This is a genomic window from Amphritea balenae (genome assembly GCF_003858655.1).
GTDB lineage: Bacteria > Pseudomonadota > Gammaproteobacteria > Pseudomonadales > Balneatricaceae > Amphritea > Amphritea balenae.
On sequence record NZ_RQXV01000005.1, the window covers coordinates 232,691 to 256,913 of the forward strand.

The following is a 24,223-nucleotide window of genomic DNA, read 5'->3' on the forward strand; positions in this document are numbered from 1 at the left end:
ACAACTCTAATCATAAATACGTATTATTCATTAATAATATCATCATAAAGCAACTATTATTCAGCCCACTTCAGAAACAGCTTGGCTATTCACAAACAGCCACGAATATCTGAGTAATTTATTAGTAGTGCCTTAATTTTATTAGCAGTGCCTTAATAGAGAGGTTCAGACAACGATGGGTGGATTGATGGTACTGGGAGCCGCAGTTGGTTTTGGCCTGAGCCCGATGCTGGCACAACTGTTGTTGCAACAGGGTTTTACACCCGAAGTAATCGCATTGTTCCGGTTTGCGATCCCCCTGCTGATCATGCTGCCCTTCCTGCGCAGACTAAACCTGTCTGACGCAGAGTCCCTACGCACCATAGCGATAGGCGCGCTAATGGGTTGCGGTATGCTGATTCATCTCTACAGCTATGACTGGTTACCGGCCGCTCTGGTGATACAGATTTACTATACCTATCCGCTCTTTGCTATGGGCCTGGGTTGGGCGCTGTTCCGACAACCGGCGACCCAGAACCGGCTGATTGCTGCGGGCCTGATCGTTATCGCAGTCTCTATTATGCTGGACCCGTCAGATCTGGGAGAGCAACCGCTGTGGGTCCTGCCTCTCAGTTTTATGGCTCCTGTCTCATATGCCCTGTTACTGAACTACTTTGCCAAGCCAGTACGGGCAATGCCCAGCAGCCAACGAATGGGCGCTTGCGCTGTCGGACATCTGCTAGTGCTTATTCCTATTATCCTCTGGCAGGCCCAGATGCAGATAGCTATAGATACACCTATGCAGATACTGCCAACATCCTCAGAACAGACAACGCTGATTATTGCACTGGGACTACTCGCAGCGACGTTGCCCCAGTATCTGTTTGCCCGGGGTAGCTTATCCACCGGTATCGAACGGCTGACCACTATCGGTTCACTGGAGATTATCTTTGCTCTGTTTTTTGGCGTGGTGTTTCTGAATAATGAGATCGGTCGGCTGGATATAATCGCCGCGGGTTTAATTGTGATGGCCGGACTCATTCGACTGGAAACCCGCCAGATAAGCCCTGTTGCTCCGGCTATTTCTGAGTCTGAAGTCAGTCACTAAAGCAAACACCCGCATGTACCGGGATTTACAGATAGACATACTACAGAATTACATCTATATACATTATTTGCGTATCACTTTAGTATGTTAACTATGATAAAACGACCCCGACATATCGCCTCGGACCGGGTGATGCGTTTTCTACGCTCATCGCTGAGTCCGCTACTTACCCGCCCCTGGTTGGATCGCCTGATTCTGTGGGTGCTTGAACACTGGTTTTTCCCGCTGTCGCGACTCTGGGCTTCTGCCCGTGCAGCCGAAGGCTCGGTAGATACCTTCTGTATCGAAGCGGACTTCGCGCCCTCGCCTAAGCAATGTCAAAAAGCTAAACGGGTATTGGCTAACTTTGAGCATGCCCGGGTTAAAAATCTGATGACCGAGCAGATCTGGCAGGAGTATCTGTTTGGCGATAGCAATGTGACAGAACAACGATTGTTAATTGCAGAAGAGATGCGTCTCGATACCCGCACCGAATACCTGATGATGCGGAAGCAGTTCACCCCGTTTCGCAAGATGATTAAACAATCAATTTCGCTGCGACCTCCAACACCCGAAGCCACGCAGGAACGCTACCCGGACCAGGCCGTCTTTGACGCTGCTTTTGCCCTGCCTGAGCAATTTCCTGTGATTGAAGAGTCACGCTCCATTCCTGTTCCCAGTGGCCGGGATTACTGGATACGCTTCAAATCACCCTCTGCAGACATGGACGATCTGGCCTATGCCCGGGTGCACGAACCGGTCGGGGTAGAAAACCCACCGACACTTATTTTCGGCCATGGTATTTTTGTTGAATTTGATCACTTCCACAATTTGATTGATGAAGTTCACGCCTTAACCAGTATGGGAATCCGTGTGGTTCGTCCGGAAGCTCCATGGCATGGCCGCCGGGTAATTCCCGGACACTTTGGTGGTGAACGATTACTGTCCACCGCACCGGTCGGCATGATCGAATTTTTAGCAGCTCAAACCCAAGAGTGGGCGGTATTAGTGGACTGGTGTCGTTGCACCAGTAGCGGCCCGGTTGCCATTGGCGGCAGTAGCCTGGGAGCACAAACCGCTAAATCAATCGCCGTGAGAGCTAAGGTTTGGCCAAAGCACTTACAACCCGATGCCCTGTTTATGGTAACTCATTGTACTCATATTGCTGAAGCCGCATTGGACGGCGCTCTGTCTGACCTCTGGCACCTTTCTGATGCCCTACGGGATCAGGGATGGAATAAAGAACTGGCGCGGGAATGGTTGAATAAACTGGACCCGGAAGATACGCCGGTCATGCCTCCCGAACAGATTGTCAGTGTGATGGGCTCAGAAGATACCGTCACCCCCTTTGCTTCCGGTCAGGCCCATATGGACAGCTGGCAAGTACCAACCCAGAACCGTTTTGTCTATCAAAGGGGACACTTCACTATACCGCTGGGGCTTATCCGCGATCAGCAGGGGTTATGGCGATTGCGGGCCATTTTCAGTCAGATTGAGCAACAAACCAAGAAGCAACAAGCGAATCAGCCAGTAGATATAAACCTGCTAAGTAACAGGCCAGGGAATCCGCCATGTTCAACGATTCAATAAGCCTGCCCTTCTGGTTATTCCTGTTACTGGCAACCCTGGCAGGGCTGGGGCTGTATCACTATTTTTTATCGCCCTGGTTCAAGCGCTTTTATCGCAGACGCACCCTCAATACATCACACATTCTGGATGACAAACTCAGCCACGGGTTAAGCCCGCAAGCCAGCAATCGTCGTAGTCTCTGGATTGATAAACTGCTCAGCGATCCGGAAGTGATCGCCGCCATTAATGAAGAGATTAATGACCAGACCGATGACGATATAGGTGCAGGTAAAAATGATGCCAGCGCCGTGCATAAAAAAGCTGCCGAATACGCTGAAGAACTGGTGCCATCATTTAATGTGTTGCTGTATTTCCGACTGGGCTATTGGTTAGCACGGGGGTTCCTACGTTTTCTGTACTGGGTCAAAGTGGGTTATAACGCTGAAAAGCAGTATGACAATATCGATCCGAACAGCTGCATCGTGATTGTTTCCAATCATCGTTCTAATTTTGATCCTTTCTTTCTCATCTATCTGGCCTCACGCAGGGCAGCGATCTCTTACTCTGCCGGCGAATGGGCCCGGGGCTTTCCGTTCCAACAACTGCTTCATGCTATCGGTTTTTACATTATCCGTCGCGACAGTGGCAGTACTTTGTACCGTAAAATGCTGGAGCGCTACGTTTCGCTGGCGGTGAGTAACTGTATCCCTCAAGGGTTATTTATCGAAGGCGGATTAAGTCGTGACGGTAAAATGCAGCCGTTAAAGTTGGGTATGCTTAACTATGTAACCAAGGCGATGGGGCGAGGCGACTGCAAAGATATTGTCTTTATCCCCACCGCCCTGAACTACGATAAAATCCCTGAGGACAAAACCCTGCTTGCTCACCAGGAACAGGGCTTCAAGCAGAAGGGTCGGTTCTACTCAATCCTTTCATTCGGCAAATTTCTGTTGCAGCTAGTACCCCACATACTGCCCCACCAGCACAAGCCGTTCGGTTATGCCTGCGTAAACTACGGTGATCCGATCTCTCTGCAGCAATGGCAGCAACAACAAGGCATCGACCTGAACCAGTGCGATAGTGAACAACGTAAACAAGCGATCGGACAGCTAGGCGAAGATATAGCGCAGCAGATAGAGCAACACCTACCAATCTTGCCGGTATCCCTGCTCTCGGCAATTTGTCTCAATAACCTGGATCAGCCGATCTCGGAACTGGATATTAAAGTGCAGGGCAACGAGCTATTTATTAAGTTGCGCCAACAGGGGCGCTACATGCTGATACCTAAAAAGGATGAGGATTATGCCCTTGAACAGGCGCTGTATACCTTGTCTAAACGCGGCATGATTATCGAGATAGAAGAAGGACTTTTCCAGGCTGACAGCCAACATCGGGCGATGTTTGAGTATTATCGAAACTCTTTAGGAGAGCTATAGGCTCTTTAGGTGAGCTATAGGCACTTTAGGTGAGCTATAGGCATTTGAGCTGAGTTATATGTATTTGAGATGAGCTATAGATCTTCACCGGATGAGTTATATAGAGTCACAATATCCTAAGCATAGCCACTCTTAATGTCGGCAAAACCACTGAACCGGAACCACTCCGGAAAGGTTTTCAGCAGCGTTGAAGAACCTTTGATATTCAACTTACCGCTGGACTCAGCTTCAGTCAGCTTAATATCACCCAACCACAACATCACCATGGTTCTCAGGTCACTGTGAAACTTAATATCAGGATCAAAACCCGGATCATCAACACAGAGATCGATCTCACCACCTTCGGCCAGTAGCCACCAGTTGCCATAGGTTTTATCCAGCCCTTTAAAACTAAAATGCATTACCGTTCGTCCGCCGGGTAACGCCTGACAATTAATCGTTCTGCGCATATCCCACATCAGAAGCTCGACACTCAGATCATCATCGGACATCTGGCTGCGCACCCAGCGCGCGCCCCATTCACCCAACCCCATCACTATCGGTTCCAGCTCCCGGCCGGCCTGAGTCAGATGATACTCCCGGCTCTTATTGTCATCCGAATGTTTCAACTCAACTAAACCTCGCTGTTGCAGAACATTCAATCGCTGCGACAACATCGTAGGGGAGATAAGTGGCAAACCCCGTTTAAAGTCGTTATAGCGATGACTGCCACAGAGCAACTCCCGCACCAGTAACAAGGTCCAGCGCTCACCAAGCGCTTCACAGGCTTTAGCTATCGGACAAAACTGACCATAGGATTTCATGCTCGACACTCCCTCTGTAAGCCTGTTACTACAGTTTTCGTAGTTTAAGCTACGTTTTCCGGACTAAAGAAACTATAGACCCTCTGCTTAACTTGAGACATCGCACGAGCAAAAAGAAGGATGTCATCATGAACAATTCCAAAACCTATAACGGCAGCTGCTTTTGCGGGGCCGTAACATTTACCCTTAAACACGACCCCGCGCTGATGGCCTACTGCCATTGCGAATCCTGCCGTCACTGGTCGGCAGGCCCGGTCAACGCTTTCACGCTTTGGCCACCGGAAGCCGTCACTATTACTCAAGGGAGTGATCAGATCGGTAGCTTTAACAAAACGCCCGAGACTATTCGTAAGTGGTGCAAAAGCTGTGGCGGGCACTTGTTTATCGAACACCCGGCGATGGGGCTTATCGATGTACCCGCGTCGGTCATTCCCGAATTTAATTTCCAGCCAGCCCTGCATGTGAACTATCAGGAAACCGTACTACGAATGCGGGATGGCCTGCCAAAGATGAAAGATCTGCCGCAAGAAGCCGGAGGGTCCGGTCTGCAAATCGACGAGTAAAAGTGCACTGTCACGAGGAGATACTGTTATGAACACCAAAATAGCGATTAGTCAAAAGCCACCCGCACTACTGGATCTGGAAACATCGATCAGCCGGGCTGTGGATACTATTCATGAAGTCGCTCAGGCAGGCGCGCAACTTGTCGTGTTTCCGGAAGCGTTCCTGCCGGGCTACCCCACCTGGATCTGGCGTCTAAAACCCGGCGGCGATATGGGGCTGGGTAATACTATCCACAGCCAGTTACGCAACAATGCGGTTGATATCGAGAACGGCGGGCTTGAACCAATCTGTAGTGCCGCAGCAGAGCACAATATTGTGGTCGTCATAGGCATGAATGAGATCGACTCAACGTATAGCGGCTCTACTTTGTTTAATACGGTAGTCGTGATCAGTAACGACGGTACTATTCTGAATCGTCATCGTAAGCTGATGCCTACCAATCCTGAACGTATGGTATGGGGCTTTGGTGATGGCAGCGGTCTGCAGGTAGTCGATACACCGGTGGGTCGGATCGGTTGCCTGATCTGCTGGGAAAGCTATATGCCCCTGGCTCGCTACGCTCTCTTTTCACAAGATATCGATATCTATGTAGCTCCGACGTGGGACAGCGGTGATACCTGGGTGGCATCGATGAACCATATCGCCCGCGAAGGCGGCTGCTGGGTACTCAGCACTGCAACAGCGCTGCAAGGCAAAGATATCCCTGAATCGTTTCCAGAGCGGGATCAATTATTCCAGCCTGATGAGTGGATCAATCCTGGCGGGGCCGTCGTGATAAAACCCTTCGGCGGCGTAACTGCCGGACCACTGAATAATGAAAAAGGGGTTCTCTATGCGGATATCGATATCGCAGCGGTACGCGACGCCCGCAAGGCGCTAGATGTTGCCGGTCATTACAATCGCCCCGATATATTCCATCTGGAGATAGACCGTCGAGTCATGCCGCCGAGCAGGTTTATTGATGATTAAGAACCCAGGACTGTATAAAAACATACAGCAGAATAAGAAATCTACTTTCCCACTACATATCGAATAAATAAGCCTTGCTAACGTTGAACATAACTACAATGTTAGCGAGGCTTTCCTTATACGAAAACTAGCCAATTAAAATAACTCGGCACTTTATGATCAAAAAATACTTCTTTCAATCCTGAAAGCAGACATACTCATAAATTTTGGGTTCGGCAGCTATGTGCCAAATCCGGACTTTTAGTGTTCGCTAATATAGCACCGCACCTGCCAACACAAAGTTCCAATAGCGGACGCTGAATGTTTACCTATCAGAGCTTCAGTTTGCGGCTCCTGTCGACCTAATGCTGATTTCCATCTGGCCTGCCAGGGAAATTGTCGCAACTTCAAGTTCACCTATACTCAGACGCCCGATCAGAGGCTATCTGGGCTTTAGTCTGCGACTGGAGTCGACACATACCAGGCATTAACGAACCTCAACCTTTGGGAGTTGTCTTGGTTGACAGCAGGGTTGGGGGATGACCTAGAAGCCTGTATGTGAATCGAGAGGAGAAGAACAATGGCACAGCTTCAGGCTCAAGTAGTGGGCGTCTGCGGTTAAATCCGTTTCGCATCACAAAAGCAAATTCCTATCCCTATCCCTCGAAAGCGGACTACACTTTCCAGATACGGGCCCTGTTCTTCGGGCAGGGATGATAGGAAGGTTGTTTTGCGACGGTTCGTACAATTGGTGTACCGACAGCCCCCTGAATATCGGTATAGCATGACATTCCGGGCCAGAAGACGCTGTCATGATATGGGGTTGAGCAATGTCTATTTCCGTTCTTCCTGCGCTTGACGCGTCCAAAAAAGCGGTAGGGATATTCGTTGTCGGTCTGATTGCGTTTGTGATCGGTTATTGGGTGAACAGGAACTACTTTTCCGACGCCACGCCGGTCCAGCCCATTGAATTCAGCCACAGGATCCATGCAGGGGAGAATCAGATACCCTGCATGTACTGTCATCTGTACGCGAGGTCATCGAGAGTTGCCGGAGTCCCCAGTGTGCACAAGTGTATAAACTGCCATAAGGTGATCGCCACTGGCCGTGCGGAGATAAATAAGCTATTTAATTACTGGAACGAAAAAAAACCTATTCCCTGGATAAAGGTTCATGACCTTCCTGACTTCGTCTATTTTTCGCACAAGCGACATGTGAGGGGAGGCGTACAGTGCCAGACGTGTCACGGCCCTGTTGAAGAGATGAACAGAGTAACGCGGCTGGCTTCTTTGCAGATGGGATGGTGCCTGGAATGCCATCGTGCAAAAAAGGTCGAAAACGGTCGTGATTGCTGGACCTGCCACAAGTAATACATTCAGTGTTACAGCCGTGTTTTTGATGTGTGTGATTGCCGAATTAGGGTGATGTGATGCTCAATCTGAACCGCAGAGACTTCTTCAAGCTGATCGGCGCCGGCAGTATCGGCACTGGCGCCGGTTTTCTTTTGGGTGAAAGCATGAAAAACCCGGTTGAGCTACTGATCCCCTACCTCATTCCACCTGAAGATATCGTTCCCGGTGTTGCCACTTGGTATAACACGGTCTGCAACCAATGCGGCGCAGGCTGTGGTGTGATGGTCAAGGTCATGGAGGGACGGGCGAAGAAGATTGAAGGCAACCCCGCCCACCCGGTCAATCAGGGCAAGCTCTGCCCTCTGGGTCAGGCGGGCCTGCAGGTGCTCTATAACCCTGATCGCTTGAGGAACCCCTTGAAACGAACCGGTGAGCGGGGGAGCGGGAAGTTTCAGGAGATACCCTGGGAAGAGGCACTCACCACCCTGGCAGACCGTGTGGGTGGCCTCAGCGGCCCGGGTGCGTCGGACAGGGTTCATTTGCTGAGTGGTCGGGCAGGAGGTCACCTGGATGAGCTGTTCTCTCGCTTTATGGATCAGCTGGGCAGTCGCAGTTACCTCCAGTATGAATTTGCTCATCCGCACAATCTCTATCTGGCGAACAAGCTCCTGTTCGATGAGGAGCGACTGCCCTATTACGATATAAAGAACACCCAGTATCTGCTGTCTTTTGGTGCCGACTATCTGACGTCCTGGCTATCGCCGGTACATCATGGCCTGAGCTACGGACACATGCGCCAGGGACGTCCCGGGCGGCGGGGAAAATTTGTTCAAGTCGAGCCCCGTCTCTCCCTGACCGGTGCCAATGCGGATGAATGGGTACCGGCCAAGCCTGGAACCGAAGGGCTTCTAGCCCTGGGCATCGCACACCTGATGGTCAGAAACGGTCATTATGAAGGGGACGATCAGGATAAATGGTCCAGGGCTTTGGACGAATACACGCCGGAGCGGGTATCCCGTCAGACAGGCGTTGATGCCCAGAGGCTTGCCAGCATCGCCGAAGAGTTTGCCCGCAGCCGTCCCAGTCTGGCCATTGGCGGCGGCACCGCCGCCAATCATACCAATGGCGTCTCCAACCTTGTTGCCTTCAATAGCCTGAACTATCTGGCAGGCAATCTGCAAAAGCCAGGCGGCATCCTATTTAATCCGCCCTCTGATTCGCCCAGCCTCCTTTCGGCCTCACCCCACAAGTCGCAAGCACCTTATGCCCGCCTGCTGGCGTTGATGGAGCGTCTATCAAAAACGAAGGACTCGCTCCTGCTGCTCCACCATTGCAACCCGTTGTTCAATTTGCCCGACACTGTCGAGATCAAGGCCGCCTTTCAGAATGCCGGAATGATCGTCAGCCTCACCAATTTCATGGATGAGTCCACGATGATGGCCGACCTGGTATTACCCACCCACAGCTATCTGGAGAGCTGGGGGGACGATGTGCCTGAACCCGGCGTCGGCTTCCCGGTGGCGGCAATATCCCAGCCGGTGGTAGCGCCCCTCTACGACACCCGCGCAGCAGGGGATATCCTGCTGTTGCTGGCTGACAAAATCGGCGGTGATGTCAGGAATGCCCTGCCCTGGAGCAACATGGAAGCGTACCTGAAGAGCGCCTGGAAAAGGATCTATGTCGAAAAAGGAGCGGTCATCGAGAGCAGCACCTTTGAGTCGTTCTGGAAAGCCGTTTTGCAGGCGGGCGTGTGGGGAGAAACCGGGTCGAAGGACGCACCCGGGGTCCGGATTTCCGGTAAGCACCTGCTCTCCCAACTGGCATACGAGGCACCACGATTTGCGGGCGATCAGGAGGCCTATCCCTATATCCTGCATCCCTTTGTGAGCCAGGCCTTCCATGACGGGCGCGGGGCCAATCTGCCCTGGATGCAGGAACTACCGGACCCGACAACCAGCGTGGTTTACGGTTCCTGGGTGGAGCTGAATCCCAGGACGGCGATGCATTTGGGGATAAGGGAAGGCGATCTGCTCTGGGTCGAGTCACCCACCGGCAAGATCAAGGTGCCGGCCTACCTGTATCCGGCGATCATGCCTGGCGTGGTGGCGATGCCTATCGGCCAGGGGCACAGCGCCTACGGCCAGTATGCCAAGGGGCGAGGAGCCAACCCCATCCAGATCCTCGCGCCCCTGACGGATGTAAAATCCGGTGCCCTGGCCTGGGCCGCGACCCGGGTCAGAATCACCAAGACAGGAGAGCGGGTGGAAATCCTTAAGACTGATGGTACCCCCCGAGAGTTGGGGAGAAATATCACCGGCAAGCGGATAACGATGATACCGATCGACGCTTCACCAGGGGAATTAGCAAGCAATCGTGTTACGGGACCCAACAAGGGGTAGACCTGATATGAGTTTTAAGGAGGTTTGGCAATGAGCGATTCCGATTCCATCAAAGAAAAATGGAAGAAATACCGAAACCCAGGATATCAGGATAAGTTCGACTATAGCTGGGGCATGGTGATTGACCTGGACCGATGCACGGGTTGCGAGGCCTGCGTCACGGCTTGCCAGGCCGAGAACAACCTTCCCATCGTTGGCGAAGAGGGTTTTAGATCAGGCCGGGAAATCAAATGGATCAGGATAGAGCGGTATTGGGATGGGGAGTATCCTGATATTAAGCTGCGATTCATTCCCATGCTGTGCCAACACTGTGACAACGCCCCCTGTGAACCGGTTTGCCCCGTCTATGCTACCTACCACAATCAGGATGGTCTCAACGTCCAGGTCTATAATCGTTGTATCGGCACACGTTCCTGCGCCGCTTATTGTCCCTATGACGCCAGGTCTTTCAACTGGTTTAGTTTCACCTGGGATAAGCCGCTGGACGAACAGCTTAACCCGGACGTTACTGTCCGGGAAAAGGGGGTTATGGAAAAATGCACCTTTTGTATCCAGCGAATCAGGCAGGCCAAGGACACGGCCAAAGACCAGAACAGGCGCGTTCGGGATGGTGAGGTCCAGCCGGCCTGTGTCCAGAGCTGTCCCACCCAGGCCCTGGTCTTCGGCGACCGCAACGACCCCGACAGCGCGGTATCCAAATTGGCGCAGAATCCACGGGGGTACCAAGTCCTGAAGGAGTTGAACACCAATCCGTCAATCATTTATCTGAAGAACCTCTAATTAAAAAAAGTGCGGGGAGATGCGTCAATTAAAGAAACCAACCTATGCCCAAGTCAATGACGACATCGTCAGGACTTTGGTGGAAACGGGACCGAGATACTATTTAGCCCTGGGAACAGCCCTGTTGGTGAGTATCGTCTTGTTTTTTTTACCCTGGTACTATCAGTTAAGGACCGGCGTCGGGCTTGCCGGTATGAACCAGCCAAACGTCTGGGGTTCCTATCTGGCCAACTTTGTCTTCTGGATCGGCTTGAGTCATTCCGGCACCCTGCTGTCGGCGGTGCTGCATATCACCCAGAGCCCATGGCGCAAGGCGATCTACCGGAGTGCCGAAGCGATGACGCTGTTTGCTCTGATCATCGCATCGCTCTGTCTTTTTGTGCACCTGGGACGATCCTGGTTTCTCCACTGGGCGCTTCCCTATCCCAACCAGATGGAGCTCTGGCCAAACTTTCGTTCGCCTCTGCTGTTCGATGTGATGGCCATCACCGCCTATCTGACCGGCAGCTCGGTTTTCCTGTATGTCGGGGCGATACCTGATTTTGCCGCGGTCAGGGACCGGGTCTGCGGCTGGCGAAAGAATCTGTATACGCTCCTATCTCTGGGTTGGCGGGGGACCGATATGGAGTGGCATCGTTTGGGCGTCGCCTACACTTTTCTCGCCGTTTTGATCATTCCGTTGGCAGTCTCCGTACATAGCGTGGTCTCCTGGGATTTTGCCATGTCAATCGTGCCAGGACTCCACCACACGGTCTTTGCCCCCTATTTCGTGGTTGGTGCCATCTACTCCGGAACCGCCGGGATCGTCACTATGATGTTCCTGCTGCGCAAATACTTCTCCCTGGAAAGCTATATCACCACAACGCACTTCAATAATCTGGGCAAACTACTGCTGCTGCTTTCGCTGCTCTGGGCCTATATCAACATGCTGGAGATTTTTACCGGCTGGTACAGTGGCAGTTCGGCTCAGATAGAGACGCTTAACTATAAACTCTTCGGCTATTACGCACCGCTGTTCTGGGGCATGGTTCTGTTCTGCGCCATCATCCCCCTGGCGTTGATAGTGAAGAAGGTCAGAACCTCCCTGATAACGATGCTGATCATATCCGTGCTCATCAATATCGGTATGTATATTGAGCGGTTGCTGATTCTGACGACCTCTCTGTCACGCAAGTACCTGCCAGACTACTGGGGCATCTACACGCCGACTCTGGTAGAGATTTCGATTTTTATCGGTTCTGTGGCACTGTTCATTTGTTTTTTCCTGGTGTTTGTCAAAATCGTGCCCAGCGTTTCCATGTATGAAGTCAAGGAAACTCTGGATACACCGGACAGGAGACGTTAGATGGCAGCGGAGCTATTGGGTCTTTTTTCCCATGCAGACCAGGCGCTGAAGGCGGCCGGGGGGCTTAGGGACACCGGTTTCCAGGAGATCAGCCTGATGTCCCCGACCCCTCTTCACGGTGTCGAGCAGGTACTCGGCAGGAAAACCTCGGCTATCAAACGGTTCACCTTTTTCGGCATGCTTACCGGCTTACTGGCTGGTTTTCTGCTTGCCGCGGGCACTGCGACTCTCTATTTGTTGCCCACCGGGGGCAGGCCGATTATCCCCATTCCTCCATATCTGGTGATCAGTTATGAGGTCGGTATTCTTTTCGCTGTGCTGGCCACCCTGTTCGGTTTCCTGGTCAGTGCCAGGCTGCCGGCCTTGAGAGAGAGGCACTATACCCCTGAAACCCATATAGACCGGTTCGGCATTCTGGTCACCTGTAGTTCGGAACAGGACGCCGAACGGGCTCGCACGATTATTTTGGCGGCCGGTGCCGAAGAGATCAGGCAGTTGGAGTACTTAGGAAAAAAATCACATGAGCAATAACCTCGGCCTGAAGTGGCTCTTGATCATGCTGACCGTATTCGGCATTCCGGATACGGGGTGGGGATTGCCCTGGGATAAGGATATGTTTAATCAGCCCTCGATAAAGCCCCAGGAAACCGACGTGAGTGTCCCCCTCTCTTCAGTTCCCGTGGCGGGAGAAGCGTCCTTGCCGGTGCCGCAGACGATAGGGGAACTGGTCGCTGCAAGGATCGCGGCATCAGCGCTGGTTAATCCGGTCGCTGTGACCTCAGGCTCCCTGGCGGAAGGCAAGTTCTTTTACCAAACCTATTGCCAGGTATGCCATGGACAGGGAGGGCGCGGTGACGGGCCGGTCGGGAAAAAGTTTGTTCCGCCGCCCATGGACCTGACCCTGACTTATGTACAGAGCCAGCCGGATGGACAACTGTTTTACACCATCACCCACGGTAGTGTGGTGATGCCTTACTATCGGGATGCCATGAGCGTGGAGGAGCGCTGGCACCTGGTCAACTATCTCAAGGGGGCACTTATCCAACCATGAACGGTACAGAGGACACCGAGTACAGATCGACTGGCGGCGTACACCACCTTGGCGCACTTCATCTTAGAGTAGCGGCCGTGTTGGCTGGTCTTTTCCTGATCGGTTTGGCAGCGTTCGTTTTTGCCCCTGGCAAGGGTTCGGATGGAGCAGGCTGGGGAATATTTACCATTAACCTGCTCTTCCTTATGGGGGTGACGCAGGCCGGCGTTGCGTTCGCGGCTATCATGCGCCTTGCCAAAGCGGAATGGAGCAAGGTGTTCTATCGACTTGCCGAAGCTACGACCCTCGCCTTCCTGCCGTTTGCCATTGCTGGCTTCCTGGCGATCTACGGATTTGGTAGGGAAGACCTTTTTTACTGGCTGTCATCTTCAGCCCCCCATCATCCCTGGCTCAGTGCGCCCTTGCTGCTATCACGCAATCTAGGCGCACTCCTGGTCTTCTATGGTGTCAGCACGCTCTATTTCCTTCTGGCACGGCTGCCCGATCTTCACAATCAAGCCACTGAGATAGATCCATACGGGAACAACTGGCTTTGTCAAAAGCTTCGGTCCTTTCATATCGGCAGGGATCCCATGCGTCTGCAGCGTTATCTTTATGGCCTCTCGCCCGTTGTTCTGATTGCTTTTGTGGTTGCCAATACCTTGATCGCCTGGGACTTCGGCATGATGATCGTACCTCACTGGCACAGCACCGCCTTGCCGATTTTTTACTGGGTTGAAAACCTTTATGCTGGCATGGCTCTGCTCGTTATCCTGGCTGCGCTGCTCTCCTTGAAGATTCAGGGAGGCTTCGTTATCGATAGGTCGGCGATAGTTCCCTCTCTGAAAAGCATGGGTATCATGCTGACCGGATTCACCCTGTTGTGGCTCTATATCTTCTGGTCCCAGTTTTTCGTAATCTGGTTCGGTGACCTACCTCATGAAACCCAGCCCCTTTGGCAGCAAATGTATGGGCATTATTCGCTTTTGTTCTGGATCATGATGTCATGCGCCTTCTTCATTCCCTTCGGGACGCTTATCTTCGCCAGGTTTAAAACCTCTTTACGCGCTATGGTCAGCATCGCGCTAATCATCAATGCAGGTATCTGGCTCAACAAATATTTACTGGTGATGCCTGTGTTATCAACGCGGCACTGGCCTTTCACCTCTTTGGAGGAGTTCGCATTGACAGTGGGTTTGCTATCAGGATTTCTATGTGCTCTGCTGTTTATTTTCAGAGCCTTTCCCATAGTTGCACAAAGGGAACAGGACAAAATTCGCTAAGACCTACACCACATTCAATTGAGTGTACCTGCCGAGCCGAAGTGAGGACCTATCGCGGATAAGTGAAATAAAGGCAGGAAGTCACAAGCAAAATCTCCAATTTCGTATAGGCATCACCGAAGAAGAACTCTTGGAATCGAACCATCCCAACATCCATCGCCAGACGTGGACAGGCAATGAAGAGGGTTTACCTTTAACCGACAGCTGAGTTACGAAACCGACGAAGTTATCAACCTGGAAAAAAGCTGGTTAAGGCCAACTGAACACCTCGCGAGAAGCGGGCATTACTTTTGTTTTGGACAAGAAAGGAGTACCGAACAATCCCCCAAGTGGAACTATTTGTCGGTATAAAACGTCTGCCGAAACTTGACCGACAGTTTCTGATCGGAGCCCTCAGGGCTAACTTGCACTGAGAAATCAAGCATCTCCTGATTTTGTACACTCAGTTCGCCCAGATAATAGATGGCGTTGGATTCCTGCACTTCCCGCATTTTAATTTTACGCACTTGTCCGATCAGATTTCGTACTTCACTGGTCACCACCGCCCGGAGAGGTTGCACAGAGGTCCCCATGATTTTTTTCTGTACAACGATATTCATGAGTGCCCGATGGCGACTGCGCTTGATGCTATAGGTCTCAGTTACTTTTGGATCCAGCATATCGGTCTGGAAGACGTTGTAGTGCACCACATAATCACCAAAATCCTGCTTTCTTTCGGCCTGAACCACAAATGGCACAACGGTCAACAGAATAAGCAGGTATTTCAGAAAGATATGACCCCGGCGCATGAGCTTCTCCTTTCCTTTTCGGTGGTAGCACTCTAAGCATAGTCTTTAGATAATTGGCTTTCAACGCCCAACAAGGTCCTTACAAAACCAGACCCAGGGACTAGCATGTCCCTCGAAATCATCATCCAAGTATCGTCAGCGGTTTATTAATGGGGGGTCATCTACGCCCATCTCCCCCTCTTCTAACCCTACTCAGCAAGCAAGTCCCTAGGAAAGTTTATGACTAAAAAAAAATCCGGGGGTGGATTACCTACGTCTTAATGCTTTTGGAAGGACCCGTTCTCATTATCTGAATACACTTAAGCTTGAGTTTACTGATAATGTCCGCTTTCGGCCAAAGCAGCCTTTCAAGGAGCAATCCAAACTACCGCGACTATATTCACATGAGAGACCGCTTCGTGGCGTTTGCAGTCCTCATGCAACCAATGTTCAGCGTCCGCTTTCAGAAATAAAACGTAGACTTAAAACCCATGACTCTTTCAATTTAACCTTTGTCAGGGTCGCTACTGACTATGCCTCCCTTTCTGCTGCTTCGAGCGTCTGACTGATTAGCGCATTTATCGTCATCGGACCCACGCCTCCGGGCACCGGTGTCAGAGCAGCAACACGATCTTCCAGCCCGGTCTTTTCAATATCACCGATTCCGCCCGGATGATAACCCGCATCGACGACCACAGCATCATCTTTGATCCAGTCCGCTTTAATCAACTCTGGCTGGCCTACGGCACCGACCACTATATCAGCCCGACTAATCTGCTCAGCCAGATCAACGGTACGGGAATGACAGATAGTCACTGTTGCATTGGCATTGAGCAGCATCGCCGCCATTGGCTTACCCAGGATTGGGCTGCGACCAACAACAACCGCGTGTTTGCCTGATAGTTCAATATCGTAGTGTTTCAACAGAGTCATGATGCCTGCCGGTGTCGCCGAACCAAATGCCTGCTCCCCCATCGCCATCAAACCAAAGCCCTGAGTCGTTACTCCATCGACATCTTTTTTAATCGCAATGGCATCAAAACAGGCCCGTTCATTTATCTGTTCCGGTACCGGATGCTGCAACAAAATACCGCACACCTGCGGATCATTATTTAGGTTATCGATAACATCCAGAAGTTCTGCTGTGGTTGTAGACTGAGGCATATCAACTCGTAAGGAGCCCATACCCACACGGCCACAATCATTCACCTTCATCTGCACATAGGTCGCTGATGCCGGATCAGTTCCTACCAGTATTGTTGCTAAGACAGGCTTAATACCACCGCCGGCTAGCAACTTATCCACTGCCATATGCAATTGTCGCTCACGGCTTAGCGCCAAAGCCTTACCATCCAGAATCAGTGCAGACATCGATTGAACCTCGGTATTGTTTAAAATATCCAGCCGGATACCCATTGCGTGGGGGGGCCGGCTGATGCAGAACTTTTTATAGCTGATAAGCGTTTATCTGGGACCTGTATACATGCTGATATCAGTACCTTTCTCAGCACTTAATTTTCTCCATTGCCGGATCGTAGAAAGAACGCAGTGACGGGGTTACTTTATAACGCTCGCACTCCACTTCGATCTCAAATGAGGTGTTATCCAGCCACTCTTTAGTAACACCCGCACTATGCTCAACGTATCCCATCGCAATGGTTGCCCCCATCGTATGAGCAAACATACCGGCAGTGGTACGCCCGACAATTTTGCCATCGGCCCAGATCGGTTCTTCGTGATAGCACAGCGGTTCAGCATCTTCGAACAGGAAAGCGACAAAGCGTTTCTGCAACGGCCCGGCCTCTTTCTGAGCCAATAAAGCCTCTTTACCGATAAAGCCACCCTCTTTATTAAAGTCAGACGCAAAACCAAGCCCGGCTTCCAGTGCGCTATCCGCATCAGTAATATCGTGCCCCCAGTGACGGTAGCACTTCTCCATTCGCAGAGAGTTCATCGTGTGATAGCCGTATGGACGGATACCAAACTCTGCACCGGCTTCGGTGATTGCGTCATAGACACTTGCCGCGTATTCGGTCGGGATATACAGCTCCCAGCCCAGTTCACCCACATAAGTAATACGGGATGCACGCACAATCGCATAGTGCATCTCTATCTCACGGGAGCTGGCAAACGGGAACGCTTCATTAGACAGATCATCGCGGGTCAGCTTGCTCAGCGTGGCACGTGAGTTAGGTCCCATCACCGTAATAACGGCATAAGCCGAGGTCATATCGGTGAAGAACACCATCGCATCATCTGGCTTGTTGCGACGTAACCAGTCCATATCACGGTTCTGACATGCCACACCAGATACCACTAGATAGCGATCCTGAGCCAGACGGGTGACAGTAACATCCGCCTCTATACCACCCCGTTCGTTAAGCCACTGGGTATACACCATCTTACCCACAGGCACTGCAACATTATTAGAACAGATACGGTTCAGGTAACGCTCGGCATCCGGCCCTTCAACCTGATACTTAGAGAAAGAGCTCTGATCGATCACGCCGACAGAGTTACGAACGGCGTCGTGTTCCTCTTTGTTGTTATCGAACCAGTTCTGGCGCCCAAATGAATATTCGTACTCAGGTGCTTGTCCTTCTTTGGCAAACCAATTCGCCCGCTCCCAGCCACTTTCAGTGCCAAATACCGCCCCCTGAGCTTTCAGTTGATCATGCAGTACTGAGCGGCGTACGCCACGGGAAGTTTTAAACTGCTTGAACGGGTAGTGCGTTTCATACAGCAGACCCAGAGTTTCAGTGGTACGTTCCTGCAGATAAGCCTGGGTACCCTGAAATGGCATATTCCGACGAATATCCACATCCCAAAGATCTTGCGGTGCATGACCTTTCTTAATCCACTCCGCCAGCATTTTTCCAGCACCACCGGCGGACTGAATACCTACCGAGTTAAAACCCGCCGCAACAAAATAGTTACGTAGTTCAGGGGCTTCGCCCAGATGATAGCGATCATCCGGGGTAAAGGATTCAGGGCCATTGAAGAATACCTGCAAACCGGTTTCCATCAGTTTTGGCACCCGGTGCATCGCCGCTTCCAGATATGGCTCAAGGTGATCAAAATCATCCGGTAGCTGATCGAAGAAGAAGTCCTCCGGTATACCGTCCATGCCCCATGGCTTAGCACCCGGTTCAAACATACCTACCAGTAACTTTCCGGCATCTTCTTTGTAGTAGCAGTAACCGTCCATATCCCGCAACGTCGGCAGCCCTGACTGCAGGTCCGGCATGTTTTCAGTTACTACATAGAAGTGTTCGGCACCATGCAAAGGCACGTTTACGCCGGCTTTCTTACCAAATTCACGGGCCCACATGCCGGAACAGTTCACAACGTATTCAGCATCGATATCTCCCTGTTCAGTAATCACGCCCGCCGCTTTACCGTCACGAATTTTCATATCAAGCACTTTCACGCCTTCAATGATTTTTGCACCGCCCATCCGGGCACCTTTTGCCAGGGCCTGGGTGACATCAACCGGACTGGCCATACCGTCCATCGGCAGATGAATTGCGCCGCAGATATCATCGATATTGAGCAGCGGCCATAACTCTTTTGCCTGATCAGGTTCAATCACGTTGCAGGGGAAGCCGGCAACCTTCGCCATGGAAGCTCCGCGCTTAATTTCAGACAGACGTTCCTTGTTGGTCGCGATAGTCAACGAGCCGTTTCGGACAAAACCTGTCGCCTGCCCGGTTTCAGCCTCTAGCTGGTCGTACAAGGTGGCACTGTAATTGGCCAGCATCGACATATTGTAAGTAGCGCGCAGCGTCGGCACCAAACCCGCCGCATGCCAGGTAGTACCGCAGGTTAGTTGACGGCGTTCCAACAACACGACATCGGTAAAACCGAGTTTTGTAAGGTGATATGCAACACTGCAACCAATTACGCCGCCACCAACGATAACAACCTGTGCCGAAGCAGGTAGTGTTTTAGTCATTATTATTCTCCTCACCCCCGCAAACGGGCATGTGTTTTTATGCTTATAGCCTGTGACATTTAATTAAAAACAACCGTCTGATTACCATGTACCAGAACCCGGTCTTCCAGGTGAGCCCGAAGACCACGGGCAAGCACTGTTTTCTCGACGTCTTTACCCAGGCGCACCAGGTCTTCTACTTTGTCACTGTGGCTGACCCGGACAACATCCTGATCAATGATAGGCCCTTCATCCAGCTGTTCAGTCACATAGTGACAGGTCGCACCGATCAGTTTTACACCACGACGGGACGCCTGATGGTAAGGTCGGGCACCGATGAAAGATGGTAGGAAACTGTGGTGAATGTTGATCACTTTATGACGCAGTTTTTCACACAGGGCCTGTGGCAGAATTTGCATATAACGGGCCAGCACTACACAGTCAGCCTGATACTCGTCTACCAGTTCTTCTACTTTGGCAAAGCCCGGGGTCTTGTCATCTTTATCGATGACGACATGATGAAAGGGAATACCGTACCACTCCACCAGCCCACGCATATCTTCATGGTTAGAGATAACGCAGGGAATTTCACAATGCAGGTCACCGCTCTTCCAGCGATCCAGCAGATCAGACATACAATGACTACCTTTACTGGCCATCAGTACAACGCGCTTGGGCTGATCGGTATCCTCGATTCGAAGATTCAGATTCAGTTCCTGCTTCAGCTGCGCAAACTTTTGCTCAAGCTCTGCAGGTCCGATAAGTAACGAGTCAGCCTGAACTTCCAGACGTGAAAAGAACCATTTACTCTCCACATCAGAGTGATGCGAAGCTTCACTGATCCAGCCGCCATTCGAGGCGATAATTTCACCCACCCGGGTAACAATGCCCACTTGGTCAGGACAGTCCAGCACAATACGGTAAGTTCGGTTAGTCATCAGAGTCGGTCTCCGGTTGTAGGCTACTCGAAGTATTCTGCAGGCAGCCCGGATAGTTTTATGTCCTTAGCTCAGCTGAGCATCCAGTTCAGGGACAGCATCAAACAGGTCTGCATACAGGCCATAATCAGCAACACCGAAAATTGGCGCTTCTTCATCTTTATTGATGGCAACAATCACCTTGGAATCTTTCATACCAGCCAGGTGCTGGATCGCACCGGAGATGCCAACAGCGATATAGAGGTCCGGCGCGACAATCTTACCTGTCTGTCCTACCTGCATATCATTAGCTACAAAGCCGGCATCAACCGCAGCACGGGAAGCACCAACCGCAGCGCCAATTTTGTCAGCGACCTTTTCCAGCAAGCTAAAGTTATCTCCATTCTGCATCCCCCGTCCGCCGGAAATAATAGTCCGGGCAGCGGTCAGTTCAGGACGATCAGACTGGCTGACCTCTTCACTAATAAAGCGGGACAGACCTGAATCAGTGATCGGCGCCAGTGCTGTAATCGTGGCATCCCCCCCCTCCGTTGCAGCGGCCTCAAACGCAGTACCCCGTACTGTTATCACCTGAACAGAATCACAACTCTGCACCGTCGCAAGTGCATTACCCGCATACACCGGTCGGATGAACGTATGACTATCAACAATTGTCGTTATCTCTGAAATTTGCGCGACATCCAGTAGGGCGGCAACACCAGGCAACAAGTTTTTACCCTGAGTCGTGGCAGGCGCCAGAAGGTGAGTAACGGACTCTTCCTTCACCAAAGCGGCAAGCATCGGTACCAGATTTTCAGGCAACTGATAAGCCAGGGCCTCGCAATCTGCCACCAGAACCTGTGCGATACCCGCTATAGTTGATGCCTGTTCAGCAACGTCACTACAGGCCTGACCGGCCACCAGAATATTAACGGCGGTTCCGGTTTTCTCTGCTAGCTGCAGAGCGGCTGATACCGCATGATGGGTCGCGGCTTTAAGTTGCTGATTATCATGTTCAGCGATTACCAGAATAGTCATGACAGTACTCCCGCTTCAGTTTTCAGTTTTTCTACCAGCTCGGTCACACTTGCAACCATCTGACCAGCAGCGCGGGCTGGCGGACTATTAACTTCCAGGGTACTTAAACGCGGAGCAACATCCACACCCAGCTCTTCCGGGGTGACTTTATCCAGCGGTTTACGTTTAGCCTTCATAATATTCGGCAGAGAAGCATAACGGGGCTCATTCAGACGCAGATCGGTAGTAATAACCGCCGGTAATTTAAGAGCCACTTTTTGCAGGCCACCATCAACTTCACGGGTCACCAGAATTTCATCTGCTTCGATCTGAACCTCAGAGGCAAAAGTACCTTGTGGCATTCCCGCCAGCGCTGCCAACATCTGACCAGTCTGGTTATTGTCGCCATCGATAGACTGTTTACCCATAATTACTAATCCGACCGCCTCCTTAGCCGCAACCGCGTTCAGTAGTTTTGCTACCGCCAATGGCTGGAGATCTTCGTCAGTTACGATCTGAATAGCCCGATCAGCACCTAACGCCAGCGCCGTACGCAGTTGTTCCTGGCAGGCACTATCACCGGCACTGACAACGATTACTTCAGATGCACTACCCGCTTCTTTCAGGCGAATTGCTTCCTCTATTGCAATTTCACAGAACGGATTAATCGCCATCTTTACGTTAGCCAGCTCTATTCCAGAGTGATCTGCTTTAACACGCACCTGCACATTGGCATCAACCACTCGTTTTACCGCAACCAGTATTTTCATAAATAACCCATTAATATTGGAAATAAGCAGACTTACATTCTATTTTTTCACTTTTAATGAAATTCTTTAAGACATTTTCATTTATATGATTAAACCACTTCGCAATTATTGTCAACGATTTAAATTTAATAGAGTTGTTTTCAGATAAAGGAATGATGACGCCGTCGTCAGTACTATCCTTAATACGATCCTTAGCACTACCCGATAGAATCCACGGCAGGACAGACACTGCGGTTGACTAAGTTATGTCTGACCGGAAAACATGACTGCCTATTTAAATGTGCAGCAACACCGACCTGACTTCATTCAGAAGCTTTTTGTCCCGGGCTACTTACCCCGGGACGTCGTTACTCGAAGCTTACTAATACAAGCGCTAGTCTTGCAGGATGACGTAATATTTTTGGCAGGTTTCAATCACCTCCCAATAACCATCAAAACCGTAGGGCAACATAAAAGAATCACCCGTTTTGTAACGCTTCTGCCCCCCTTTAGCGTCACTGATAATCAGGTCACCACTGATGATGTAACAGAACTCTCGTCTTTCGGATACAGCTTTCCACTTACCCGGTTCACTTTGCCACATTCCGGCAATCAGACGTCCCTGCTCCCCTTCCACGTAAGTAGCAATCGCCTGTTCAGGATCACCTTTTAGTAACCGCTCGGGAGGCGTTACAAACTTTTCCATTGGTATCGGTTGCTCATCAAAGCTAACCACCTGATCGATATATACAGCTTTCATTGAATGTCCTCCTGAAGATTAGCGTTTCTCATCGCGGGCAAAATAGTAGTGATACAACGCGCGCTGCCCGATACGTCGAAAGGGAGCAAAAGGGAATTTAGGCAACTGAGTAGACAGTACCGGCAGATCATGGCCTGCGGTAATACCTGCCACCTTTTCCGCCAAACGCATCCCCGCCTGTACAGCAAAAGAAACACCGCTACCGCCATACCCCAGGGCATATAGAACTGAGCCATCATCTTCCGCCTGACTAATATGGGGAATATCATCAAAAGTGACACACACCCAACCGCCCCACTGATAATCGAAACTGAGATTACCAAGCGCACTAAACTTGCTTCGCAAGGCGCGCAACAGGTTTTCATTATGTACAGGGTTACAGGCATCGGCGCCGGTAATGGCACTACGGCCACCGATAAGGATCCGGTTACCCGGCAACTTACGGTAATAAAAACGCAGGGTTCGGGTATCAGTAATCACATCGGAGCTGACAAAGTTTGTCGCTTGTAACTCTTTAGCATTCAGCGGCCGAGTAACAATGACATTTGATAGAACCGGAAAAGTCCGACTTTTCAACTTAGGATGTAAGCCCGGCGCGGTATAACCATTCGTCGCTACTATTACTTTCTTAGCCTTCACTACGCCACCTGGCGTCAACAGAAGATGCCGGTCACCCTCACGCAGCCATTGCTGAACCGGACTTGATGTATGAATTTTCACACCGGCAGCCCGGGCCATACGATGATAGCCATAAGCCAGCTTTAACGGGTGCACACCAAAGCCATGACGAAAACGCATCGCACCATGGGCTTCATCACTATTGAAGTGTTGTTGGCGTAACTCATCAGCACTGAGAATATCCACCTCATAGTCAAAGTTCTGCTTGAGGAAGCGCGCCTCAGATTCAATCACTTGCATCATTCGCGGTCGGTGAGCGACCCAGAGATGGCCATCATCCTGTTGATCACAATCGATATTGTGGTCCTGAATCAATCCACGAACCCGGGCGAGTCCATCATATATCTCATTAAACATGCCCCGGGCAGTTGGCTCACCGTAGCGTTTAATCATTTTTTGGTAGGACAACCGACCGCCCGCCTTCAGGGCAAAGCCGCCATTTCGGCCACTACAGCCCCAGCCGGTAGCATTGGCTTCCAGCACGATGGCTTCAATTCCCTGTTCAGCGGCCAGGTGATAGGCAGCGGACAACCCGGTATACCCGGCACCGATAATTGCTACTTCAACTTCCTGATCCGCACACACCGGGCCATCATCAACCGGCGGTGGCCCCGCTGTATCTGACCAGTAAGAATCGGGGTAAGCCGCGCCGGTACCCGGACCGCTTGAAACTAAAGGATCGTACATCACATCCTCCTTATGAAATGCCGGCGCAGGCCGGTTATAGGGTCTGTTTTTATTATTTTGCTCACACAGCGAAGGGCTGAACTGAACCTGATGCAGGCAAAGATAGTAGATCTTCCTACAAACCACAATGAAATTTTAT

General features: G+C 51.2%; 21 protein-coding genes. 12 read left to right on the top strand and 9 right to left on the bottom strand.

Translation table 11 applies throughout. The features are described 5' to 3' along the window. Positions 1 to 175: 175 nt before the first annotated feature. From EHS89_RS10775 to EHS89_RS10785, 3 genes are all read left to right on the top strand, one after another. Positions 176 to 1,087 carry a DMT family transporter gene (locus EHS89_RS10775; protein WP_124926155.1) on the top strand — a complete coding sequence of 304 codons (912 nt, stop codon included), beginning with the start codon at positions 176 to 178 and terminating at the stop codon, positions 1,085 to 1,087. A 93-nt stretch (positions 1,088 to 1,180) separates the two neighbouring features. Beyond that, positions 1,181 to 2,656: an alpha/beta hydrolase family protein gene (locus tag EHS89_RS10780; protein WP_124926156.1), complete on the top strand. Its 1,476-nt coding sequence runs from the start codon at positions 1,181 to 1,183 to the stop codon at positions 2,654 to 2,656. Continuing rightward, positions 2,638 to 4,071: a 1-acyl-sn-glycerol-3-phosphate acyltransferase gene (locus tag EHS89_RS10785; RefSeq protein WP_124926157.1), complete on the top strand. Its 1,434-nt coding sequence runs from the start codon at positions 2,638 to 2,640 to the stop codon at positions 4,069 to 4,071. The genes EHS89_RS10780 and EHS89_RS10785 overlap by 19 nt, the downstream gene beginning before the upstream one ends. A gap of 116 nt (positions 4,072 to 4,187) precedes the next feature. Here EHS89_RS10785 and EHS89_RS10790 read toward each other — a convergent pair whose 3' ends face one another. Continuing rightward, positions 4,188 to 4,874 carry a winged helix-turn-helix transcriptional regulator gene (locus EHS89_RS10790; protein WP_124926158.1) on the bottom strand — a complete coding sequence of 229 codons (687 nt, stop codon included), beginning with the start codon at positions 4,872 to 4,874 and terminating at the stop codon, positions 4,188 to 4,190. Between the two features lie 128 nt (positions 4,875 to 5,002). Here EHS89_RS10790 and EHS89_RS10795 point away from each other — a divergent pair, with 128 nt between their 5' ends. The 9 genes from EHS89_RS10795 to EHS89_RS10835 all read left to right on the top strand — a co-directional run bounded on the left by EHS89_RS10795 (position 5,003) and on the right by EHS89_RS10835 (position 14,575). Next, positions 5,003 to 5,437: a GFA family protein gene (locus tag EHS89_RS10795; protein WP_124926159.1), complete on the top strand. Its 435-nt coding sequence runs from the start codon at positions 5,003 to 5,005 to the stop codon at positions 5,435 to 5,437. A 28-nt stretch (positions 5,438 to 5,465) separates the two neighbouring features. Then, positions 5,466 to 6,407 (top strand): carbon-nitrogen hydrolase family protein, encoded by a 942-nt coding sequence (locus tag EHS89_RS10800; protein WP_124926160.1) that lies wholly within the window; start codon positions 5,466 to 5,468, stop codon positions 6,405 to 6,407. A gap of 992 nt (positions 6,408 to 7,399) precedes the next feature. Then, positions 7,400 to 7,756, top strand: a complete 357-nt coding sequence (locus EHS89_RS21590; RefSeq protein WP_420808875.1) for a cytochrome c3 family protein — start codon at positions 7,400 to 7,402, stop codon at positions 7,754 to 7,756. Between the two features lie 59 nt (positions 7,757 to 7,815). Beyond that, positions 7,816 to 10,137: a molybdopterin-containing oxidoreductase family protein gene (locus tag EHS89_RS10810; RefSeq protein ID WP_124926162.1), complete on the top strand. Its 2,322-nt coding sequence runs from the start codon at positions 7,816 to 7,818 to the stop codon at positions 10,135 to 10,137. A gap of 30 nt (positions 10,138 to 10,167) precedes the next feature. Further along, on the top strand, positions 10,168 to 10,917 hold the full coding sequence (locus EHS89_RS10815) for a 4Fe-4S dicluster domain-containing protein (RefSeq protein WP_124926163.1): 750 nt from the start codon (positions 10,168 to 10,170) through the stop codon (positions 10,915 to 10,917). A 19-nt stretch (positions 10,918 to 10,936) separates the two neighbouring features. Further along, the gene (gene nrfD / locus EHS89_RS10820) at positions 10,937 to 12,262 is read left to right on the top strand and encodes an NrfD/PsrC family molybdoenzyme membrane anchor subunit (protein WP_124926164.1); all 1,326 of its coding nucleotides are present in this window, start codon (positions 10,937 to 10,939) and stop codon (positions 12,260 to 12,262) included. Continuing rightward, positions 12,263 to 12,793, top strand: a complete 531-nt coding sequence (locus tag EHS89_RS10825; RefSeq protein WP_124926165.1) for a DUF3341 domain-containing protein — start codon at positions 12,263 to 12,265, stop codon at positions 12,791 to 12,793. It abuts the gene before it with no gap. Further along, complete coding sequence (locus EHS89_RS10830; protein WP_124926166.1) at positions 12,783 to 13,313, top strand: c-type cytochrome; 531 nt, start codon at positions 12,783 to 12,785, stop codon at positions 13,311 to 13,313. The genes EHS89_RS10825 and EHS89_RS10830 overlap by 11 nt, the downstream gene beginning before the upstream one ends. Continuing rightward, positions 13,310 to 14,575 (top strand): hypothetical protein, encoded by a 1,266-nt coding sequence (locus EHS89_RS10835; protein ID WP_124926167.1) that lies wholly within the window; start codon positions 13,310 to 13,312, stop codon positions 14,573 to 14,575. Before EHS89_RS10830 ends, EHS89_RS10835 begins: the two co-directional genes overlap by 4 nt. A gap of 335 nt (positions 14,576 to 14,910) precedes the next feature. Here EHS89_RS10835 and EHS89_RS10840 read toward each other — a convergent pair whose 3' ends face one another. The 8 genes from EHS89_RS10840 to EHS89_RS10875 all read right to left on the bottom strand — a co-directional run bounded on the left by EHS89_RS10840 (position 14,911) and on the right by EHS89_RS10875 (position 24,084). Continuing rightward, the gene (locus EHS89_RS10840; RefSeq protein ID WP_124926168.1) at positions 14,911 to 15,363 is read right to left on the bottom strand and encodes a DUF4426 domain-containing protein; all 453 of its coding nucleotides are present in this window, start codon (positions 15,361 to 15,363) and stop codon (positions 14,911 to 14,913) included. A 510-nt stretch (positions 15,364 to 15,873) separates the two neighbouring features. Continuing rightward, positions 15,874 to 16,713: a tetrahydrofolate dehydrogenase/cyclohydrolase catalytic domain-containing protein gene (locus EHS89_RS10845; RefSeq protein WP_124926169.1), complete on the bottom strand. Its 840-nt coding sequence runs from the start codon at positions 16,711 to 16,713 to the stop codon at positions 15,874 to 15,876. A gap of 133 nt (positions 16,714 to 16,846) precedes the next feature. Then, positions 16,847 to 19,297 (bottom strand): GcvT family protein, encoded by a 2,451-nt coding sequence (locus tag EHS89_RS10850; RefSeq protein WP_124926170.1) that lies wholly within the window; start codon positions 19,295 to 19,297, stop codon positions 16,847 to 16,849. A gap of 59 nt (positions 19,298 to 19,356) precedes the next feature. After that, positions 19,357 to 20,214 (bottom strand): formyltetrahydrofolate deformylase, encoded by an 858-nt coding sequence (gene purU, locus EHS89_RS10855; protein WP_124926171.1) that lies wholly within the window; start codon positions 20,212 to 20,214, stop codon positions 19,357 to 19,359. Between the two features lie 66 nt (positions 20,215 to 20,280). Continuing rightward, positions 20,281 to 21,231, bottom strand: a complete 951-nt coding sequence (locus EHS89_RS10860) for an electron transfer flavoprotein subunit alpha/FixB family protein (RefSeq protein ID WP_124926172.1) — start codon at positions 21,229 to 21,231, stop codon at positions 20,281 to 20,283. Beyond that, on the bottom strand, positions 21,228 to 21,980 hold the full coding sequence (locus tag EHS89_RS10865) for an electron transfer flavoprotein subunit beta/FixA family protein (RefSeq protein WP_124926173.1): 753 nt from the start codon (positions 21,978 to 21,980) through the stop codon (positions 21,228 to 21,230). Before EHS89_RS10865 ends, EHS89_RS10860 begins: the two co-directional genes overlap by 4 nt. 373 nt (positions 21,981 to 22,353) lie before the next feature. After that, positions 22,354 to 22,719, bottom strand: coding sequence for a cupin domain-containing protein (locus tag EHS89_RS10870; protein ID WP_124926174.1), 366 nt, complete (start codon positions 22,717 to 22,719; stop codon positions 22,354 to 22,356). 18 nt (positions 22,720 to 22,737) lie between these two features. Next, positions 22,738 to 24,084, bottom strand: a complete 1,347-nt coding sequence (locus EHS89_RS10875) for an NAD(P)/FAD-dependent oxidoreductase (protein WP_124926175.1) — start codon at positions 24,082 to 24,084, stop codon at positions 22,738 to 22,740. Positions 24,085 to 24,223 lie beyond the last annotated feature (139 nt).

Excerpts from the sequence above, each read along its gene's own strand:
- EHS89_RS21590 (WP_420808875.1), top strand. The coding sequence starts at position 7,400 with ATGTACTGTCATCTGTACGCGAGGTCATCGAGAGTTGCCGGAGTCCCC.
- EHS89_RS10875 (WP_124926175.1), bottom strand. The coding sequence starts at position 24,084 with ATGTACGATCCTTTAGTTTCAAGCGGTCCGGGTACCGGCGCGGCTTAC.
- EHS89_RS10810 (WP_124926162.1), top strand. The coding sequence starts at position 7,816 with ATGCTCAATCTGAACCGCAGAGACTTCTTCAAGCTGATCGGCGCCGGC.
- EHS89_RS10860 (WP_124926172.1), bottom strand. The coding sequence starts at position 21,231 with ATGACTATTCTGGTAATCGCTGAACATGATAATCAGCAACTTAAAGCC.
- purU (WP_124926171.1), bottom strand. The coding sequence starts at position 20,214 with ATGACTAACCGAACTTACCGTATTGTGCTGGACTGTCCTGACCAAGTG.
- EHS89_RS10865 (WP_124926173.1), bottom strand. The coding sequence starts at position 21,980 with ATGAAAATACTGGTTGCGGTAAAACGAGTGGTTGATGCCAATGTGCAG.
- EHS89_RS10850 (WP_124926170.1), bottom strand. The coding sequence starts at position 19,297 with ATGACTAAAACACTACCTGCTTCGGCACAGGTTGTTATCGTTGGTGGC.
- EHS89_RS10775 (WP_124926155.1), top strand. The coding sequence starts at position 176 with ATGGGTGGATTGATGGTACTGGGAGCCGCAGTTGGTTTTGGCCTGAGC.
- EHS89_RS10780 (WP_124926156.1), top strand. The coding sequence starts at position 1,181 with ATGATAAAACGACCCCGACATATCGCCTCGGACCGGGTGATGCGTTTT.
- EHS89_RS10845 (WP_124926169.1), bottom strand. The coding sequence starts at position 16,713 with ATGTCTGCACTGATTCTGGATGGTAAGGCTTTGGCGCTAAGCCGTGAG.
- EHS89_RS10840 (WP_124926168.1), bottom strand. The coding sequence starts at position 15,363 with ATGCGCCGGGGTCATATCTTTCTGAAATACCTGCTTATTCTGTTGACC.
- EHS89_RS10870 (WP_124926174.1), bottom strand. The coding sequence starts at position 22,719 with ATGAAAGCTGTATATATCGATCAGGTGGTTAGCTTTGATGAGCAACCG.
- nrfD (WP_124926164.1), top strand. The coding sequence starts at position 10,937 with ATGCGTCAATTAAAGAAACCAACCTATGCCCAAGTCAATGACGACATC.
- EHS89_RS10830 (WP_124926166.1), top strand. The coding sequence starts at position 12,783 with ATGAGCAATAACCTCGGCCTGAAGTGGCTCTTGATCATGCTGACCGTA.
- EHS89_RS10795 (WP_124926159.1), top strand. The coding sequence starts at position 5,003 with ATGAACAATTCCAAAACCTATAACGGCAGCTGCTTTTGCGGGGCCGTA.
- EHS89_RS10790 (WP_124926158.1), bottom strand. The coding sequence starts at position 4,874 with ATGAAATCCTATGGTCAGTTTTGTCCGATAGCTAAAGCCTGTGAAGCG.
- EHS89_RS10825 (WP_124926165.1), top strand. The coding sequence starts at position 12,263 with ATGGCAGCGGAGCTATTGGGTCTTTTTTCCCATGCAGACCAGGCGCTG.
- EHS89_RS10815 (WP_124926163.1), top strand. The coding sequence starts at position 10,168 with ATGAGCGATTCCGATTCCATCAAAGAAAAATGGAAGAAATACCGAAAC.
- EHS89_RS10800 (WP_124926160.1), top strand. The coding sequence starts at position 5,466 with ATGAACACCAAAATAGCGATTAGTCAAAAGCCACCCGCACTACTGGAT.
- EHS89_RS10785 (WP_124926157.1), top strand. The coding sequence starts at position 2,638 with ATGTTCAACGATTCAATAAGCCTGCCCTTCTGGTTATTCCTGTTACTG.
- EHS89_RS10835 (WP_124926167.1), top strand. The coding sequence starts at position 13,310 with ATGAACGGTACAGAGGACACCGAGTACAGATCGACTGGCGGCGTACAC.